Here is a 19,785-nt window from a genome sequence, read left to right as displayed (position 1 = left end):
TGCGGTCCTTTCTTTTTATGATAGCATGCTGATTATTTCGATGGAGCGCCCAGCACCGGCTGGAATCCGGCTGGAATGTATGCGACGGCCTTCACCTCGGAAATGACCTGCGGATAAAATTGCCCGGGTTGAGGCTCGACGATGCGATAGTCGATGACTGCCTTGTCATCCTTAAAGGAGATGCTCGACACTTCCAGACCGTAGCCCGGGTGCGGCGCCATCGCCGTAATCGTCACCTTCGTCACGTCGCTGGTGAGTTTGTCTGTGCTCACGGTAAAATTGGACAAGCCGGGAACTGGGTTCACAATCGGCTCATTGTCTTTAATAAATTGCAGCGTCCGGTCAAGCATGCCTGCGGCTTCACTGCGGGAGATCGGTTGCTTTGGCCCGAAGTTGCCCTTCTTATCCAAGGTAACGATTTTGGCTTTCAGAAGCGCTTGAATGCTGTTCATATAATCTTTGTTGATTTGTTTCTCGTCATTGATGGACAAATATTGCATCGTAAACGCGTATTCGCCCTTCACGCTCAGCGCTTTGAACAGCCAGTGGCTAAATTGCTCCTTCGTTACTTTGGCGGCCGGGTTAATGTCCTTCGGAATGCCCAGCCCGTAGTAGTTCGCGATCACAAAGGCTTCGGAAAACCAAGCATGGTCCTTTACCTTGGTGTAATAGTCGCTGGCTTTGGGCAGTTTGATGAACCGGATCGTATCGAAGTTGAGATCCAGCGTTTTCACGATCAGCGTGACGGCTTCCGCACTTGTCAGCTTCTGGGCCGGATAATAACGGCCGTGAAGGTCGCCTTTAATGATTCCCATCTTCTCCAAGCGTTCGATCGCCTTCTGCTCCTGGTCACCTTTAATGTCGCTGAAAGCTGAGGCCGTACCGCCAAACATCATCGTGAACGCGATGACCATGAGCAGCGTCAGCTTGGAAAGTTTAGAGAAAGAGAACGTTCTGTTCCGTTTCATTCGTCAAGTCCCTCCTGGAAACATTAATGAGTTAAACGAATCAGATCCGCCGTCTGCTCTGCTCTCGCATAGCGTCCGGCGAGGCTTAAGGTATCATTTCCCTCCTTCCGGATTCAGACTGGTTTAACCATTTGACGCAGGAAGGGCTTAAGATGTTTCAAAGAATCTCTTATTTTTAGCGAAAAGTCTCAGTTAATCAGTCCCGCATATCGCAGACCCTGACGGATGCCGCCCTCATCCACAGCCGCCGTGACATAATCGGCATGAGGCAGCAGGTCCGGATGTGAATTGCCCATGGCGATCCCTAAACCGACCTCCTGCAGCATTTCCTTATCATTCAGACCGTCCCCGAAGGCGACTGCAGCGGACAGAGGGATGCCGAGACGCTCCAGCATGGCTGCGATGCCCACCGCCTTAGAGCCGCCGCGGAGCGTGACATCCATCGCTTTCGAGTGCCAGCGGATCAGGCGCAGGTCATCGAATTGCCCATCATACAGCGATTCGTCCTGCTCCTCACAATGCAGAAAAGCTTGATACACCGGGGATTTGCTCCAAAATTCCGGATCGAATCCCGGATGCTCGACCTTCAGCGAATTAATGGATTCCACGACAAAGGGGTGAGCTTCGGTATTGGTGTAGTAACGGTCATGCCCCTGAAATACGAGTGGATGCTGATGGCGCCCAGCCAGCTCGACGAGCTTCTGAAGGCTTCGCGCAGGCAGGGGACGCTGAAGCAGCGGCTCGCCCCGGTAGACAACGTAAGCCCCGTTTAGGCTGACGAAGGATTCGATGTGAAGCAGCTTGGCGATCGGTTCAAAAAAATACGGCGCCCGCCCGGTTGCAATCACCGGCTCGATGCCGTTTGCTTTGAGTTCAGCAATGGCCTGAATCGTATCCTGCGGAACTTGCTTGTCCTCGTTCAGCAGCGTGCCGTCGAGATCAAAGAAGACGATGTTGTACTTGTTGTTCATAGGTATGGCTCCTATCCGTTTCGTTTTTTTATCTCTTCATCTATAAAAATAGTGTACCATGGGCGCGCAAACCGGTCATCGCCTCCCATCCACTTGTATAGAAAGCGTTGTCAAGCTATACTGTGAGCGATGGCCCGGCAACTGCTGCGGCAGTTCAGCCGGACGGTGAAAATCAGCCCCTATTGTGGAGAGAGGAAGAGGTTAATGCCGGTTATTGACAAGCCCTTAGACGAGTTGCGCAAGTACAAAGGAATTAACCCCAAGCTGCCGGATTTCGACGCTTATTGGGAGACAGCGCTGCGCGAAATGCGCGCAGTGGATCCACAGGTTCAATTGGAGAAGGCGGAATATCAACTGCCGGGTGTGGAGTGCTATCATCTTTATTTTACCGGAGTAAAAGGAGCCCGCATCCATGCGCAATACGTACGTCCGGCCAAATCAGACGGCCCGGCGCCGGCGGTGATTTTGTTCCACGGTTATTCCGGGAATGCCGGCGACTGGACCGAGAAGCTGGGGTACGCCTCGCTTGGCTTCCACGTCTTTGCGATGGATTGCCGCGGTCAAGGCGGTAAATCGGAGGATGTTGGCGGAACGATCGGCAATACGCTGCAAGGCCACATCATCCGCGGGGTAGACGGGGATCCGCAAAATATGTTGTTCCGTCATATTTTCCTGGATGCTGTACAATTGACGGGGATCGCTATGGAGATGCCGGAGGTGGACGAGAACCGCGTTGGCGTCACCGGTTGGTCGCAAGGCGGCGGGATCACGTTAGCATGCGCAGCGCTGGAGCCGCGGGTACGCCGGGCTGCGCCAGTCTATCCGTTCCTCTCCGATTACCGCCGGGTATGGGAGATGGATTTGGCCAAGAATGCATACGAGGAATTACGCTTGTACTTCCGCCGCTTTGATCCGCAGCATGAGCGGGAGGAGGAGCTGTTTGCCAAGCTAGGCTACATTGATGTGCATCATCTGGCCAGCCGCATTCAAGCGGAAGTGCTGATGGGGGTTGGATTGATGGACGAGATTTGCCCGCCATCCACCCAATTTGCTGCCTACAATGCGATCACTTCGCCGAAGAAGCTGGAGATTTACCCGGATTTCGGCCATGAGGGGCTGCCGGGAATGCACGACAAGATCGTTCAGTTTATGCTAGGTATGTAGGGGGAGCCCGCCGAAAAAAACTGACATACAGGCTGAACAGGCAGGCAGAAAGGAGCGGTGTTCGTGACGGGCACGTTATTTATCAACGGGAGAATCCAAGCGCTGGAGCCAACCGGACTCTCTGAAAAAGAAGCCGATGCGATATATGTGGAAAACGGCCGCATCCGCGCCATCGGGCGGACGGCGGAGCTGAAGCTGCAGCTGGCAGGCCGGGCGGTGCAGACTGTGGACTGGGGAGGAGCGGTAGTGCTCCCTGGCTTAACCGACTCGCATATGCATCTGTCCATGCACGGCATGAAGCTGGCCATGCTTGATTTCAGCGGCGTTACTTCAAAGGAGGAGATGCTGGGACTCGTCCGGGAGCGCGCGGCGGTGACGCCGCCCGGCGAGTGGATACTCGGCTTGAATTGGGACGAGAATCGGTTTGTACCCGCAACGGCGCCAACCCTGGAGGAGCTGGACGCGGTCAGCACCCGCCATCCAATCTTCCTGACACGCACCTGCTTCCATGCGTATTTGGCCAATTCCGAGGCGTTCCGCCGCGCGGGGATTACGCCGGATACGCCGGACCCGGAAGCCGGGGCATACGGCAGGGATGAGGAAGGCCGCTTCACCGGCTGGGTGTATGAGGAAGCGTCGGTGCCGTTCACCCGAGCGCAGCCCGAACCGGACTACGCCGCGAAGAAGGACGCCATTCGCCGCGCTTGGCTCGACGCGCTGCGTCTGGGGCTCACCGCCGCCCATACCGAGGACCTGCGGTTTCTCGGCAGCATCGAGACGATGCAGCGTATTTGCCGCGAGCTGCGCGAGGAAGGGATCGCCTTCCGCACCCACCAGCTGCTGTACTATCCGTTTCTGGAGGAAGCGGAAGAGCTTGGGGTGCGGGCCGGCGACGGCGACGACTGGCTGCGTATCGGCGCGGTGAAGCTGTTCGCCGACGGAGCGATCGGCGGCCGCACGGCGCTGCTGAAGCAGCCGTACAGCGATGCGCCGCACACGCGGGGGATGGCGATCCATCCGGAGGAGCGGCTCGCCGAGATTGTGCGGGCGGCGCGGCGCCAGGGCTTCCCGATCGCCGTGCACGCGATCGGCGACGGCGGCGCTGACCTCACGCTGCGCGCGATGGAGGCACAGCCGCTCACGCCGGGCAGCCGGCTCCCGGACCGGCTGATCCACGCGCAGGTGCTGGACGCCGGGCTCGTCCAGCGCATGGCCGCGCTGCCGCTCGCGGCGGATATCCAGCCGCGGTTCGTGGCCAGCGACTTCCCCTGGGTGCTGGAGCGGGTGGGGGAAGGGCGTACGGCGTACCTGTACGCCTGGAAGAAGCTGCTGGCGGCCGGGATCCCCTGCGCCGGCGGCAGCGATGCGCCCATTGAGCCGCTCAGCCCGTTCCTTGGGCTGCATGCGGCGGTGACCCGGCGGGCGCCGGAGGTGACGCACGAGGGCTATTTGCCCGAGGAGAAGCTGACGACGGCGGAGGCCGTGGCGCTCTTTACACGCGGCAGTGCCCAGGCCGCCGGGGAAGCGGAAGAGCGCGGGGAGATCGCTGTGGGGAAAGCCGGGGATTTTACGGTCATTGACCGGGAAATTGAAGGTGACCCCGAGCAGCTTCTCCAGGCGCAGGTGCTTATGACCGTCGTCAACGGGGAGATCGGTTACCGGGCGCCATAAACTTGCGTGCGACAAAGCCGTCCCCCCCTCTTGCGCCAATGTATATGAAAAATCGAATACAATTTAACAAAACGGGCGGATTTAAGGGGATCTGTATGAAATTTCATATAGATTTGCTCGTTTCCGCAAGAAACAGCCTAAATCTATATGAAAAACCGAGTAGATTCCCTTTCTCCTTCGCTATTCCGCCACTTTATATATGAAATTTCGCATAGATTTCCGATATGACCTAAAGAAGCCGTCCCAGGGAGCTTAAACTCCTCGGGACGGCTGTTAGCAAGCGGATTTTTAGCGCAATCTTCATGTCTTGTATGAATTTCACGTGATTGTCCCCCTAGGTATGTATTCGTATAATGGATATGACCAGTGTATCTGGGGGACTGAATCCAGCATGAATAACAACCGAATGGATGATGAAAGACCGCTGAATTCACGATGAACGGTTACTGCATTTTTACTGAAAAGAACATGAGGAGGTTTTTTCCGTTGTCGCTGGAAATTGAACGCAAGTTTCTGTTGCCGGCGTATCCGGAGCAACTGATTCGGGAAGGAGAGCTGGTGGTTCGGTCGGAACATGCGATCGACCAGACGTATCTAGCCCTGCATGAGGATCAGGAGCTGCGGGTTCGCAGAATCGAGGACTTGCGTACCGGAGAGATTCAATTTACGCATACCTTCAAAAGAGGGTTTGGCCTGTCCCGGGAAGAAGTGGAGGTATCCATTTCGGAAGGGTTGTATCAGCAAATTATCGGGATTCATCAGGCCATTCCTTTAACCAAACGACGGGTGACTGCCGAATGGGACAAGCGTACAGTCGAGATCGACGTTTACGACCAGATCGATTTTATCGTTCTTGAAGTGGAATTCAGCTCAGAGGAGGAGGCGCGGTCCTTTGAGCCGCCGGCCTGGTTTGGTCCAGACATTAGCACCAACAAAGAATATAGCAACAAGAAGGTTTGGAGCGATTTGCAGCACAGCAAAAAAGAGACCTGACATCCTCAGGTCTCTTCGTTTTATCACATCTCTCTATTCCAGCGCCAGTCCGCCGCCTTCCCGCAGCAAAAAACCGTAGTTATTGCGGACAAACTCCAGCACTTTATTGCAGATGATCCGGTGCCCGTCTTCGTTTGGATGGATGCCGTCCGAGCAGAGGAACTTCGTGTAATCGGGGTGCTCGAGAAAAGCGCCGCGCACGTCAATCATTTTGGTCTTGGTCATTTCCGATACTTTCAGAATCGTTGAATTGTACCGTTCCTGCCACCAATAAATCTTCGTGACGCTCCCCAGCCATTTCATGATGTTCTTCTCCGCTTCCGGGTCGTTGCGGCTGACCCATTTGAAGTAATTGTCGGCGTTGAGCGGCGGCAAGCTCATCAGGACCGGGACAATGTTCTGACTCTTTACGAATTGGATCGCTTCGGTCAGCATTTTCTCAAATAGAGGAAAGTCGGTTTTCGGGTGGTGTTCCGCCTCGGGATGCTCAGCAATTTCATTCCAGTTGAAATCACAGTCATTGCCTCCGTACTCAATCAAAACGATGTGGGGTTTATCCTTCTCCACGTCCCGCTTCAGGTTCGTGAGCCCCTTCATTAACGTGTTACCAAACCGCGCGGTATTATGAACCGCACCCTTCAATTTCTGCTGCAGCAGCGATACATAGTTGTTCTCCAGGACGACGTACTTACGGCGTTGCTCATCGTAGATAACGCCTTTGGAAATGGAGTCTCCGCTGACCATATACTTGATTTCATTTTTGGAAAAAAACTTGCTGTCGTTGATCACAATATCACCCCTCTTAAACCCCGAAACCTTGTTCATTTCGTTATATCTATTGTAGATGAGTTCTCTTCGCCTGTGCAAGTAAACAGTTCGTATTGACAAGAAAACGGAAGCATGCGAAAGTGGACAAGTCTAACCGGGAATGAGAGAATACGAGTGAAGCAACCATGAACAAAGGGAGGAAATCAGTTTGATACGTTTCGCCACGATTGGAACGAACTGGATTACGGAACGTTTTATTCAGGCAGCACTGGAAACGGAGCAATTTGCCTTAACGGCGGTTTACTCCCGGACCGAGGAGAAGGGCAGAGAGTTTGCTGCCAAGTTTGGCGACCCGCAGGTCTATACGGATTTGAAAGCCTTAGCGGCCAGCTCTGACGTCGATGCCGTTTATATCGCCAGCCCGAATTCCTTTCATGCGGAGCAGGCCATCTTGATGATGGACCACGGCAAGCATGTGTTATGCGAGAAACCGATGGCGTCCAATGCGGCAGAGGTTCGCCGGATGATCGAAGCGGCGCGTCGCAATGATGTGTTGTTGATGGAGGCGCTGAAGTCGACGCTGATGCCGAACTTCCGGGCCGTGCAGGATAATTTGTACAAAATCGGCCAGGTGCGGCGCTATTTTTCAAGCTATTGTCAGTATTCTTCGCGGTATGATGCCTTTAAGCAAGGCAAGGTGATGAATGCCTTTAATCCCGCGTTTTCTAACGGGGCTTTGATGGACCTCGGCATTTATTGTATCTATCCGATGGTGACACTGTTCGGGAAACCGGAATCGGTGCAGGCTTCTGCGGTGATGTTGTCTTCGGGCGTGGACGGAGAAGGCAGCCTTGTTGTGCGGTATCCGGAGATGGACGGCGTGATCATGTATTCGAAAATTACCGACTCCTATCTGCCAACGGAAATCCAAGGGGAAAACGGTACGATCGTGATCGATCGGATCAATCAGCCCTATGAGGCTAAAATTCTGTACCGTGACGGCACAACTGAGGAATTAACCTGCTTCCAGCCGCAGGAGTCGATGTACTATGAAGCGTTGGAGTTCATTGAGCTGATTCTCAGCGGCAAGCGGGAAAGCCAGATCAATACCCATGCCCGTTCGCTAGCCGTTGCCGAGCTGATGGAGGAAGCCAGACGCCAGTTCGGATTGCGGTACGCGGCGGACGAGGACCAAGCCTGAGTCGTCGTTGGCCAGCCTGCTGGAATTGTCCTCAATGATTTAGCCCAAGCCGGTAGATCGGTTTGGGCTATTTGCGTTCTGACGCATCCTCTCTTATGGGGTTGCTTTTGCACCATTATCCCCATGAGTCAGGTAGGCAAGTAGGGCAAGTGTGGGAGTAGTGGGGCAAGAAGATCATCAGAGATCCCCTCCTCAGTTCTAACTCCAATTTCCCTGAGTATAAGGGATAATCATGAAAAAGGAGCGTTGGAGATATTTGCGCCCCCCAAACTGACACAAATTCCCGTTGCAACCGCTTACATACTGAGATAGGATTATCGGAAGAGGTGAACTGGTTCATGAAGGACAAGAAATGGCTGGCGGGTATGTTGATTTGCATCGTGGTTTTGGTCTATTTGTTCATCGGCTTTGCGAGGTACTCGGGGAAGATGGGCAGCATTGTTAAAGAGCTGCAAGGGCAGCCCGCGAGCGGTGAGCCGCGCTATCATATCGTGCTGATCGAGCAGGAGCGGTATCATCCCTATTGGGAAATGGTCGAGAAAGGGGCGGCGGAGGCAGCGGAGAAATACGGCATCGACATTGAGTTCACGGGACCGGTGCGCAACAACATGGAGGAACAGCTGAATTTGCTGGAAAAAGCGATCGCCGCCCGCGTCGATGCAATTATTGTGCAGGGGTTAAATGAAGAGCGGTTTACGCCAGTCATCAATAAGGCGGTACGCCGTGGCATCCCCGTTGTGACCATTGACACCGACGCGCCAAACAGCCAGCGGCTGACTTATGTCGGCACTGACAATTTAGCCGCGGGCGAGCGGTTGGGGCGTCTTGTGGTAGAGACGACCGGCGGCATCGGCAAGATCGGCGTGATCATCGGCAGTGATCAGGCCGCCAACCAGCTGCAGCGACTGGACGGGCTCAAGAAAATCGTCGCGGCGTACGAGGGGCTGGAGATTGTGGACGTTCGCAGCTCGAACATCTCCCACATGGAGGCGATTCAGCAGGCGGCTAACATGCTTCGGAACCATCCCGAGATCACCATTATGGTCGGTACGAGTGCAACCGATGCGCTTGGCGTGCTGCAGGCTGCCAAGAACCGCGACGACCTGACGATCATCGGCTTTGACAATCAGAAGGAAACGCTGGAGGCTATTCGCAAAGGGGAGATTGAAGCGACGGTGGCGCAGCAGCCTTTTTTGATGGGAGAAACGGCGGTTCGGCTGCTCTATGAGCACTTCGGGGGACAAGCGCTGAAGAAGGCCTACTTCACGGAAGTGAAAGTGCTAAATGCGCACAACGTGGAGGAGGGCGAGAGTTTATGAGCATCCGCCGCAAATTGTTTCTGTTTATTCCGTTGTTGGTGCTGGTGATGAGTTCGGTGTCCTTCTTCCTGTTCCAAAGCGGAAAGAGTGTTCAAGAGAGCTATCACCTGATGATGAAGCGCATTCTGTTGTACAAAGAGATCTCCTACGAGGTGGGGGAGAACATGCGGTCGATGAACCGATTCATTATGCAGTTGGATCAGGAGAGCTTGCCCGAAGTCGTAAAGCATTTGAATGCGGTCAAGTCCTTGCGATCGGATCTCGACGGGCTCCGGACGATTGGCGGCAGCGACCTGGCCCTCGCCAATTATCGCAACCTGATCGACACCTTCCTGGAGCAGGCCGAGGCGATGATTGAGCGGATTAGCTACGAGGATTCCGATACGATGGCCGGGGCTTATATCGAAGCGGAGCAGACACAGCGTTTTATCCGCGAGGAGGCGCAGGAGCTGGTCGACTTGGAGCTGGAGCAATATAAACCGATCTACGAAGAGATGATGGACGCGACCGGAAATCTGAACAAGCTGGGCATTCTATTGGTGGTGACGGCAGCGGCATTCAGCATTCTGCTGGCGATTTGGCTGTCACGCAGCATTACCAATCCGATCCGCCGGCTGGTCGCGACCGCCAAACAGATTTCTAAGGGGCGGATGGACACGAAGGCGCCGGAGAGCGACAGCAACGATGAGATCAGTATTTTGTGCCGGGCGTTTAACGGGATGATCGACAATATCCAGCAGTTGATGGCGGAGAATATTAACAATTTGGAGAAGGACCGGCTGGTGAAGGAGCTGGAGCTCAAGACGCTGCAAAGCCAGATCAATCCGCATTTTTTATTTAATACGTTAAACTCGATTTCCAAGCTCGCCTATCTCGAAGGAGCAACTAAGACAAGCGATCTGGCTGTTTCCGTATCGCGTCTGCTGCGCTACAACCTGCAGAAGCTGGACCAGGCGGTTCCGCTGCGCGAGGAGGTGGCCCATGTGACGGAATACATGAACATCCAGAAGGCGCGCTTCCGCGATCGGATTGCCTTCAAGATGAACATCGACGAACGGGCATTGGACGGGCGAGTTCCTTGCTTAACCCTTCAGCCGATTCTGGAGAACGCTTTTGTTCACGGCATCGAGCATATGGAGGAAGGGGCTGTGCTGGAGCTGGCAATTCGCCTTGGCGAGGAGGATCGGGTCGAAATCGAAATCCGCGATAACGGGGTTGGCATGAGCCGAGAAACGGTGGATCGGCTGCTGCAATCGGTGCGCGGAGACGCTCCGCAATTTGGTGGTAAACGGCATTCGACCGGCCTGGGTACGCATAATGTGTTCAAGCGGCTGCATTTATTTTTTGACGGAGAGGAACAAATTGAGATCGACAGCGAGGAAGGGGCAGGGACCGCCGTCCGGTTCACGCTGCCACTGCGCATAGGGATTTCATAGGACGGGAAGGGGGAATCCGAAATGTACACTTTGCTGATTGCGGACGATGAAGCTTTGGAACGAGAAGGTCTTGAAATGATGATCAGTCACGCGATGCCGGATACCTTCCGGTTTGTTCATGCGGAGAATGGGCGCAGGGCGATCCAACTGGCGGAGGAGGAACGACCGGATTTTATTTTTATGGACATCAAAATGCCCGGGATCCAAGGCCTGGAAGCGGTGCGGGAGATCATGGCCCGTCAGCCGGGGGCTCGGGTGGTGATTATCACGGCCCATGATTATTTTGCCTATGCGAAGGAGGGGTTAGGGCTTGGCGTACGGGAATATCTGCTGAAGCCGGCTCGCCGGGAAGAGATTCTAGACGTGCTGAAGCATCTGATCGCTGAAACCGAAGAGGCTAAGCGGGCCCGCGATGAGAAGCTCTCCCTGCAGGAGAAGCTCTCTCACCTGTTGCCGCTGGCGGAGAACGAGCTGTCGCTGATGTTGATGCTGGAATATGCACAGGAGGTTGAAGCCGACCAACTGGCTCGGATGCTGAACCTCGAGTGGCGAAAAGGCTATGCGATGGTCCTGTCGTTTGCGAAGCACAACCCCAAAGAATGGGCCAGCTTCCAACTGGTTAAGAAGGAGATTTACGAAGCGGTCAAGCAATGGGCGAAGCCGGGTTTGTCCTGTCTTGTCAGCCCGGTGGTTGGCCATAAGATTGCTTTGTTTATCCCGTTGCCGCCGGGACGGCCGGGGTATGAGCAGCGGGTGATGGCGCTGGAATGGGGTGAGCGGCTGCGCAGCCAGGTGGAGGAGCGCTTTGGGCTGCCGCTGTCTGTTGGGATCGGCGGGGTTCGCGAAGGCTGGGACGGGCTAAGCCGCTCGTACCGTGAAGCGGTCCGCGTCTGCGCGGAGGAGCAGGATATCGTCTGTGTCCGGCATTATGACGATATCGCCGAAAGCTCAGGCAGCCCCGTGATTTCGCTGGATGAGGAGAAGAAGCTGTTGGATGCATTGCTGCAGCAGGACAAATCCGAAGCTGCAGAGCGCTTTGACCTGCTATTTGAACGCCTGCAGGAGGAGCGTTCGGATGATTTTCCGCATCTGCGCGGGGATGTAATTGGGCTGCTCCTCTATTTGAGCCGCGGCGTGGAGGCAGGGGACGGTCCCGAGTTAATTGAGGATCTTCGCGCTTGCGAGAATGCGGAAGTGCTGCGGGAACGCGTACTGCACCGGCTTGGCATCTGGATGGATAGCCTGCGGGAACGAAAGGAACACAGCCGTTCACATGTGGTGCAGCGGGCGATCCTGTTCGTCACCCAGCGGTTCAAAGAAGAGATCTCGATGGAGCAAACGGCGGAATATGTGAATCTCAGTCCTTACTACTTCAGCAAATTGTTTAAGCTGCAGACCGGAGAGAATTTCAGCGACTATCTCACCCGACTGCGGATTGAGGAGGCGAAGCGGCTGATCGCCGAGCGCTCGTTAAGTCTGAAGGAAATTTGTTATGAGGTAGGCTACAAAGATCCCAATTATTTTAGCCGGGTATTCAAGAAAGCCGTCGGCATTAGCCCAAGCGAATATCGTCAGCAAATCGAAACGGAATAATAATGCTTCCGTGCAGTTCAGTGAGTCCTTGTCCCAGACAAGGACTTTTTTGTTGTGATTGCACAAAAAAATCCAGTGAAAGCATCGATTATGAAAGTATTTACATCCGATGGCAAAGGAATGCAGAACAAGCGCAAACGAGTGCAGGCTTTGACCGAACCGAAGTAAGGGAAGCAGTGCTACGATATTCATGTAAGCGCAATCATTACTCAATTCTTCAAAAAGAAGGGGCGTAGGCATAGTGAAAAAACACAGTCATTTTGTACGGTTAAGTTTGGCGGCCATTTTGTTGGCTTCCACCCTGGCAGGCTGCGGAATTGTATCGGATGGCAGCGCCAACAGCGGGAACGCAACGAACAATGCGGGCAGCACGGCTGGAGGCAAGGACGACGGGAAAATCGTGATCGGGATGTCGATGGACACCCTGAAGGAAGAACGCTGGCAGAAGGACCGGGATTTATTCACCGCTAAAGTCGAAGAGCTCGGGGGCGAAGTGAAGGTGCTTGCGGCAAACGGTGACGATGCAACCCAGTTGAGCCAAGCTGAGCAGCTGATTTCGCAAGGCGTTGACGTATTGGTCGTCATCGCGCATAACGCGGAAGCGACTGCACCAATCGTGGAAAAAGCGCACAAAGAAGGCATCAAGGTCATTGCGTATGACCGTTTGATTCGAAACTCGGACGTTGACTACTACATCTCCTTCGATAACGTTCGGGTCGGTGAACTCCAAGCCCAAGCTGTCATTGATGCCGCACCAAAGGGCAACATCGTTTACATCGGCGGTGCGGATACGGACAACAACGCGCACATGTTTAAGGAAGGCGCGATGAACGTGCTGAAACCGCTGGAGGAGAAAGGCGACATCAAGATCGTCTATGACCAGTTCTCCAAGGACTGGAAGCCGGAGGAAGCACTGAAGAACATGGAGAACGCGCTGACTGCCAATAACAATGACATCCAGGGCGTAGTTGCTGCAAATGACGGTACGGCCGGCGGGGTTATCCAAGCGTTAAACGCCCAAGGGATGGCAGGTAAAATCCCGGTATCCGGGCAGGATGCTGACTTGGCTGCAGTTCAACGGATCGCTGAAGGAACGCAGCTGATGACCGTCTACAAGCCGATTAAATCGATTGCTACCACCGCTGCAGAAATGGCTGTTGCAGCCGCCAAAGGCGAGGAAGTCCAAGCCGATAAAACGGTCAACAACGGTAAGATTGACGTACCTTCCGTGTTGCTGGATCCGATTCCAGTCAACAAGGATAGCCTGAATGTCGTAATTGATGATGGGTTCCACAAGCTGGAGGACGTGTACAAAAACGTACCCAAGGATCAATGGCCGAAGTAATACGAACCGGATACCCGGTTAGGGCGGAAGCGGCGAAAATCAGGGAGCGCTTCGGCGCCTCCTTGGTTTCGCGCTATTCGCCGATCCTTAGGCGAATGAAGGAGAGCTAAGCCTATGTATGTATTGGAAATGGTGAACATCAGCAAGGAGTTTCCTGGCGTGAAAGCCCTTGACCGCGTAAACTTCCAAGTGCGTAAAGGGGAAATTCACGCGCTGTGCGGCGAGAACGGAGCGGGTAAATCTACGCTGATGAAGGTGCTAAGCGGCTTGTATCCAGCCGGCACCTATAGCGGGGACATCGTCATCGGCGGCGAGAAGAAGCAGTTCCAAGGCATTGCCGATGCGGAAAAAGCCGGCATCGCCATCATTCACCAGGAGCTGGCGCTTGTGAAGGAGATGACGGTTGGCGAGAATATTTTCCTTGGGGCAGAACCCACCAAACGCGGCGTGATCCAGTGGGATGAGCTGTATCATAATGCGGCGCAATGGTTGAAGCGGGTTGGACTGAATATTTCTCCGGACACCAAAATCGGCAGTCTCGGCATCGGCCAGCAGCAATTGGTGGAGATCGCCAAGGCACTGTCCAAGCATACGCAGATATTGATTCTGGATGAACCTACAGCCGCTTTAACGGAAAGTGAAGTGGCGATCCTGATGGACATCCTAAATCAACTGCGCAGCGAAGGGGTGTCTTGCGTATATATCTCGCACAAGATGCCGGAGGTGTTTGCTCTGGCCGACTCGATTACGGTACTTCGCGACGGCCGCACGATCGCGACGTTGGATCGCAAGGAAACGAATGACGACCAAGTCGTATCGCTGATGGTCGGACGGGAGCTGACGGAACGGTACCCGCGGGTGGAGCATCGCCCATCGGATACCGTGCTGGAGGTTCGAAACTATAACGTGTGGCATCCGGAGAAGCGGAATCAGAGGGTGATTAAGGATGTCAGCTTCCAGGTGCGCAAAGGGGAAATCCTCGGCATCGCGGGATTAATGGGGGCCGGCCGGACGGAGCTGGTCAGCAGCCTGTTTGGCGCTTACGGCGGCAAGGCGACAGGTGAGGTCTTCGTCGAAGGCAAACCGGTGCGGATTCGCTCCGTTTCCGATGCCATTCGGGCCGGACTCGCCCTCGTCAGCGAGGATCGCAAGCGTCAAGGTCTCGTCATGGGGATGGACGTCAAGACGAATACAACGATGGCGACGTTGGCGAAGGTCTCGAAGTTTGGCGTGATTAACGATAACGAGGAAATCCGCTGGGGCTTGAAATATGTGCAGGATTTAAAGACGAAAACCGCGTCGTTGGAAACTCCGGTCGGCACGTTGTCCGGCGGGAACCAGCAGAAGGTCGTTGTCGGTAAATGGCTGATGTCTGACCCGAAAATTCTGATTATGGACGAACCAACCCGCGGCATTGATGTCGGGGCGAAATACGAGATTTATCATTTGATGAATCAGCTGGTTGACCAGGGCGTGGCGATCATCATGATTTCCTCGGAGCTTCCTGAGGTGCTCGGGATGAGCGACCGGATTCTGGTGATGAGTGAAGGCCGATTCGTCCGGGAGTTCGACTGGCGCGAGGCGACCCAAGAAAATATCATGCAAGCCGCTACAGGAGGGAAATAAACATGGAGCTTCAAAAGGAAATCGGTACACAAACGGACGGTTCGGCGGTGAAGTCGACGCTGTGGGGCAGCCTGTTCGGCAAAATGGACGTGCGCGCCTACACGATGGTGGGGGCGCTGGTGTTGATTTGGGTATTTTTTGGCCTGCTGGACCCCACCTTTTTGACGCCGCGGAACTTATCTAACCTGTTTACGCAAATGTCGGTGACCTCGATCTTGGCAATTGGGATGGTCTTGGTCATCGTCGCCGGGCATATTGACTTGTCGGTGGGCTCTATCTTGGGGTTAACCGGCGGGCTTGCCGCGATCTTCAGCAACTGGCTGGAGCTTCCGGCGATTGTAGTCATTCTCGCGACGCTGGCGGCTGGCGCGATCTTAGGCTTGGTGCAAGGCTGGCTGGTCGCCTACAAAATGATCCCCGCCTTTATCGTCACATTGGGGGGCATGATGGTCTTTCGCGGGACGCTGATGGGCGTGACGAAATCGATGACGATCCCGGTCTCCGATAAAGTGCTGGCGCTGTTAGGTAACGCGTATTTTGCCTCGGGATTCGGCATCATCCTCGGGGTTTTAGCCATCGCTCTAATTGTATGGAGCACGCTGCGTAAACGCCGTTCTCGGCAGAAATATGGCTTCGAGGTGGCGCCGTTTGTGGTGGACGTGATCAAGATGGCAGCGCTCTCCCTGCTGGTTATCGCTTTCGTACTTGTGATGAATGCCTACAAAGGCATTCCGTTCCCAATCATCTTCGTTATCGTGCTGGCGGCTATTTTCTTCTTCCTGTCCACCAAAACGACCTTCGGCCGGCATATTTATGCCATTGGCGGTAACCTAGAAGCGGCTCGGCTGTCCGGTATCAACATCCGCCGCAAGACGATGACTGTCTTCCTGCTCAGCGGGTTACTGGCGTCCATCGCGTCGATTATCTTGACATCACGTCTGGCTTCGGCAACGATCACCGCCGGGAACATGGCAGAGATGGATGCGATCGCGGCATGCGTCATCGGCGGGACATCGTTGATGGGCGGCGCGGGGACGGTGCTCGGCGCTTTGATCGGTGCGCTCGTTATGACTTCGCTCGACAATGGGATGTCGCTGATGGGGCTGGAGTCGTTCTGGCAATACGTGGTGAAGGGTTCGATTCTCGTCTTTGCCGTATGGCTCGACATTTCGAACCGGCGTAAAGGGTTGAGATAAGAGGTTGATGAATAAAGACGGCACTTCTTAGGAACCTGTTCCTTTGTTGGGGAGCTCCTTGGAAGTGCCGTTTTTCGTTTCGTTTGGTTTGGCTTGGTTCTGTGGTTCGATTCTTAGGTTCGGTATTTTTTGGTTCGGTTCGCTTGACGGTCCTTTGGTGGCTTTAGCCGAGGCTTCGTTGTTAAGTTAATCGGTGACTTATTTATTGGTAGGTGACAATCAGCGCATTGCTGATTTTGCGGCCCGGCTGGGTTAGGTATTTACCGTTATAATATAAGCCGCTGGAAGCGCCGCCGTCGAGGTTCATCGCTTGGTACGCGCCGGCTTGCTTCATGATTTCTGCCAGCTGCGGAATCGTGGCGCCGCCGGTGGTCAGCAGGATCAGCTTATGGTCCTGCGTGATCCCTAAGGCGCTGCGGGCACCGCCGCCGGTGAGGATTTTCGGGTCCTTGAAGCCCTCAGCTTTAACGTCGATGGCCACTTTACCATTCACCACAAGTCGTGGTCCAGCTTGAAGCGCTCCTTCCATCGTGCCTGCGTTAAAGGCATCATTGAAGTCTTCGCCAGGGATTAACCGCGCCAGCAGGTTGGAGTCATAGGTGAAGATGGTGCGCTTGTCGCCGGAAGCCTTCATCTTCATCACGCCGCCGCTGACGATATAGCCGTAAGGCGCTTTGTAGGCGTTATCGGTGTAAGCGTTGAAGAACGTGCCGTTGATGGCGACAACCGCTTTGTGGCGCTTGGCGAGGCTGCTCAGCTCCTCAACCTTGCCAACTGCGTCGCCAGCGAGCGCGACCTTCAGGCGGACCTTGGGATCCATCAGCGAGATGGTGACCATCTGCGTAGAGAAGGAACGTCCGCCGACTTTGAACGTCTTGCGCGCGCTGACGATCGCCTTGGAGGCGCCAGCGCTGGTAAGCGCGCTGCGGCTTGCGTACGGCAGGGTCAAACGGGCATCGCCTTGACCCAGCGTAATGGAGCCGACGGTCTTGTCCCATTCCGCCGGCAAATTGAACGTGGCGCTGACGAACTGCAGCGGCACGTAGGTCGCGCCGGCCTGGGTGAACGGCGCGTCGGCTAAGGCGACCGGCTCGCCATTGACTTCGGCTTTGGCGGAGCCGACCTTCACGATCGCGGACGTGGCTTCGCTCTGCGCGATCGTCAGCTGCTGCCGGGCCGCGTCCCACTGAACGTGGATACCGTTCAGTCCGTCCAAGGCCCGGCTCGGCACAAACGCACGTCCGCTGGCCGCGTCCAGCAGGACGACGTTTTTGGCCGGCGCCGCCGTCGCCGTGCTTGCGGCGGTAGCGGGAGCCGGGGCGGCGGCCCAGCTGATGCCGCCGGAAAGAAGGCAGACTAGGGCGAGCCCTAGAAGCAACAGGCGTCTTGCATTGTTGCGAGAGAACATGCTCGTTTCGTTCATCAATATGGTTTCTCCTTTTTTATGTATATTGGGAATCGCTACTCTATGTAATATCGGAAATGTACTCGATTTTTCATATACAAAATGGTGCGAATGAAGAAAAATTTGGAATATACTCGGTTTTTCATATAGATTTCGGTCAGTTACCTTGAAATTGGGTAATTCTATATGAAATTTCATATATAATCCCTAAAAACGGCCGAAATCGTTAAATTATACTCGATTTTTCGAGTACATTTGGTGCCGAGAGGGAGTGCGGCGAATAAACAGTGGTGCGAGGGAGAGCAGGCCGGATAAACAGGGGGAGAGAGTAGAGTGGATGAGCAACAGTGGTGATGGAGAGTAGAGTATAGGGGTAACGGCAATGTGCGAGAGAGTAGAGAGCATGAGTAACAGTAGTGCGAGAGAGTAGAGAGCATGAGTAACAGTAGTGCGAAAGGGTGGAGCGGATGAGTAACAGCGATACGAGAGGGAGTAGTTGCGGATAAACATTAGTGGGGAGGGAACCAGGGCAAATAGCAACCATGCGAGGGGATAGTGCTGGCATTCAGGCTACAAAAAACGGTGCAAGGGGCAGTCCCTCACACCGCGGTATGGGCTTAATGAGTCTGTAAAATAGTTTGTGTAAACTCCCAAATCTATTAAAATGGAAAGTAATAGAAAGGTTGGGAGAACACATGGGACTATGGACAAAAGAGCAACTACGGACGTTTATTAAGGAGAACAAGCTGGTAACGGCTCAGGATGCGCAAAATGCCTTGAAAGAACTGTTTGCTGAAACTCTTCAAGAGATGCTGGAAGCAGAGCTCGATACGCATTTAGGCTACGAAAAGCATGAGGTCAAAGCCAAGATGACGCCAAATAGCCGAAATGGCAAGAGCAAGAAGACGGTGGTCAGCGAATACGGAGAGCAGGAAATTATGGTTCCACGGGATCGGATGGGTGAGTTCGAGCCCGTTGTTGTGCAGAAACACCAGAAGAATGTAACTGGCATCGAAGATCAGATCATCGCCCTGTACGCCAAAGGAGTCAGCACACGAGAGATTCAAGACCATCTGCAAAACCTGTACGGCATCGAAGTCTCGCCTACGCTCATTTCCAATGTTACCAACAAAATCGTGCCTCTCATTAAGGAATGGCAGAATCGGCCGCTTCAAGGCGTGTACGCCGTCGTTTACATGGATGCGATTCACTTCAAAGTGAAGCAGGACGGTGCCATTGTAAACAAAGCGGCCTACATGGTTATCGGCATCGACCTGGACGGAAACAAGGATGTGCTCGGCATGTGGATCGGGGAGAATGAATCCAGTAAGTTCTGGCTAAGCGTCCTAAATGACCTGCGAAATCGTGGTGTCCAAGACATTCTCATCATCTGTGTGGACAATCTCAGTGGTTTCTCCGAAGCGATTGCTGCCTGCTATCCAAAGACCGAGATCCAAAAGTGTATCATCCACCAAATCCGTAATTCCACTCGCTACGTGTCGTACAAGGATCTCAAGAAAGTCACTGCGGACCTGAAGCCGATTTACAAGGCAGCAACTGAGGAAGGGGCGCTCTTGGAACTGGACCGCTTCGAGGAAGTCTGGGGCGTCAAGTATCCGCTCATTGTCCGCTCTTGGCGCAACAACTGGGAGGGGCTCTCGACCTTCTTCAAGTACCCACCTGAGATCCGCAAACTCATCTACACAACAAATATGATTGAGAGTTACCACCGACAGCTTCGCAAGGTGACCAAGGGAAAGAGTATTTTTCCGACTGATGAAGCTCTGCTGAAAATGCTCTATCTGGCCACGATGGATGTGACCCGCAAATGGACAGGCCGCGTCCAAAACTGGGGACAGATGCTGCTTCAGCTTTCGGTCTTCTTTCCGGATCGGATCAGCAACTACTTACGTTAGAAACGCCAAATCCCCCCTCGGGGGGATTGCTTGGAACTGAGTTTACACAGAAATCTTGACAGACCCGGCTTAATCTGCCACATTCGCCATTCACAGCTCATCTACCACTTTCGCCACCTGCACCCCGGCGGCCTTCGCGGCTCTCACCACGTTAGCGCATCATCCACCGGCGGCCTCCGCGGCTCTCACCACGTTAGCACATCATCCACCGGC

Annotated in this window: 15 protein-coding genes; 11 read left to right on the top strand and 4 right to left on the bottom strand. The window is 54.4% G+C overall.

The window, feature by feature from the left end; translation table 11 throughout:
• Positions 1-32: 32 nt before the first annotated feature.
• A complete protein-coding gene (locus tag C812_RS14020; RefSeq protein WP_016313311.1) occupies positions 33-968 on the bottom strand; it encodes an S-layer homology domain-containing protein in 936 nt (311 codons plus the stop codon).
• A 188-nt stretch (positions 969-1,156) separates the two neighbouring features.
• A complete protein-coding gene (locus tag C812_RS14015; RefSeq protein WP_016313310.1) occupies positions 1,157-1,939 on the bottom strand; it encodes a Cof-type HAD-IIB family hydrolase in 783 nt (260 codons plus the stop codon).
• Positions 1,940-2,143: 204 nt separating this feature from the next.
• Here C812_RS14015 and C812_RS14010 point away from each other — a divergent pair, with 204 nt between their 5' ends.
• The 3 genes from C812_RS14010 (at position 2,144) to C812_RS14000 (ending at position 5,767) form a co-directional block, all read left to right on the top strand.
• Complete coding sequence (locus tag C812_RS14010) at positions 2,144-3,103, top strand: alpha/beta fold hydrolase (protein WP_016313309.1); 960 nt, start codon at positions 2,144-2,146, stop codon at positions 3,101-3,103.
• Between the two features lie 63 nt (positions 3,104-3,166).
• The gene (locus C812_RS14005; RefSeq protein WP_016313308.1) at positions 3,167-4,774 is read left to right on the top strand and encodes an amidohydrolase; all 1,608 of its coding nucleotides are present in this window, start codon (positions 3,167-3,169) and stop codon (positions 4,772-4,774) included.
• Between the two features lie 486 nt (positions 4,775-5,260).
• Entirely contained in the window at positions 5,261-5,767 is a 507-nt protein-coding gene (locus tag C812_RS14000) for a CYTH domain-containing protein (protein ID WP_016313307.1), read from the top strand.
• A 33-nt stretch (positions 5,768-5,800) separates the two neighbouring features.
• On the opposite strand, the gene C812_RS13995 is transcribed toward C812_RS14000, so the two are convergent.
• The gene (locus tag C812_RS13995; protein WP_208855754.1) at positions 5,801-6,592 is read right to left on the bottom strand and encodes an SGNH/GDSL hydrolase family protein; all 792 of its coding nucleotides are present in this window, start codon (positions 6,590-6,592) and stop codon (positions 5,801-5,803) included.
• Positions 6,593-6,746: 154 nt separating this feature from the next.
• Here C812_RS13995 and C812_RS13990 point away from each other — a divergent pair, with 154 nt between their 5' ends.
• From C812_RS13990 to C812_RS13960, 7 genes are all read left to right on the top strand, one after another.
• Positions 6,747-7,736: a Gfo/Idh/MocA family protein gene (locus tag C812_RS13990; protein ID WP_028539639.1), complete on the top strand. Its 990-nt coding sequence runs from the start codon at positions 6,747-6,749 to the stop codon at positions 7,734-7,736.
• Between the two features lie 338 nt (positions 7,737-8,074).
• Positions 8,075-9,055, top strand: coding sequence for a sugar-binding protein (locus tag C812_RS13985; protein ID WP_016313304.1), 981 nt, complete (start codon positions 8,075-8,077; stop codon positions 9,053-9,055).
• Positions 9,052-10,491 (top strand): sensor histidine kinase, encoded by a 1,440-nt coding sequence (locus C812_RS13980; RefSeq protein ID WP_016313303.1) that lies wholly within the window; start codon positions 9,052-9,054, stop codon positions 10,489-10,491. Before C812_RS13985 ends, C812_RS13980 begins: the two co-directional genes overlap by 4 nt.
• 21 nt (positions 10,492-10,512) lie before the next feature.
• The gene (locus C812_RS13975) at positions 10,513-12,084 is read left to right on the top strand and encodes a helix-turn-helix domain-containing protein (protein ID WP_016313302.1); all 1,572 of its coding nucleotides are present in this window, start codon (positions 10,513-10,515) and stop codon (positions 12,082-12,084) included.
• A 241-nt stretch (positions 12,085-12,325) separates the two neighbouring features.
• Positions 12,326-13,429, top strand: a complete 1,104-nt coding sequence (gene xylF, locus C812_RS13970; protein ID WP_016313301.1) for a D-xylose ABC transporter substrate-binding protein — start codon at positions 12,326-12,328, stop codon at positions 13,427-13,429.
• A gap of 114 nt (positions 13,430-13,543) precedes the next feature.
• Positions 13,544-15,055 (top strand): xylose ABC transporter ATP-binding protein, encoded by a 1,512-nt coding sequence (locus C812_RS13965; protein ID WP_016313300.1) that lies wholly within the window; start codon positions 13,544-13,546, stop codon positions 15,053-15,055.
• A gap of 2 nt (positions 15,056-15,057) precedes the next feature.
• Positions 15,058-16,251, top strand: coding sequence for a sugar ABC transporter permease (locus tag C812_RS13960; RefSeq protein WP_016313299.1), 1,194 nt, complete (start codon positions 15,058-15,060; stop codon positions 16,249-16,251).
• Positions 16,252-16,453: 202 nt separating this feature from the next.
• On the opposite strand, the gene C812_RS13955 is transcribed toward C812_RS13960, so the two are convergent.
• The gene (locus C812_RS13955) at positions 16,454-17,674 is read right to left on the bottom strand and encodes a phosphodiester glycosidase family protein (protein WP_016313298.1); all 1,221 of its coding nucleotides are present in this window, start codon (positions 17,672-17,674) and stop codon (positions 16,454-16,456) included.
• Positions 17,675-18,351: 677 nt separating this feature from the next.
• On the opposite strand from C812_RS13955, the gene C812_RS13950 reads away from it, so the two are divergent.
• Positions 18,352-19,572 carry an IS256 family transposase gene (locus C812_RS13950; RefSeq protein ID WP_016313297.1) on the top strand — a complete coding sequence of 407 codons (1,221 nt, stop codon included), beginning with the start codon at positions 18,352-18,354 and terminating at the stop codon, positions 19,570-19,572.
• Positions 19,573-19,785: the final 213 nt, after the last annotated feature.

The sequence above is a fragment of the Paenibacillus barengoltzii G22 genome, from assembly GCF_000403375.2.
Taxonomy (GTDB): domain Bacteria; phylum Bacillota; class Bacilli; order Paenibacillales; family Paenibacillaceae; genus Fontibacillus; species Fontibacillus barengoltzii.
This window is presented reverse-complemented; position numbering and strand designations above follow the sequence as displayed.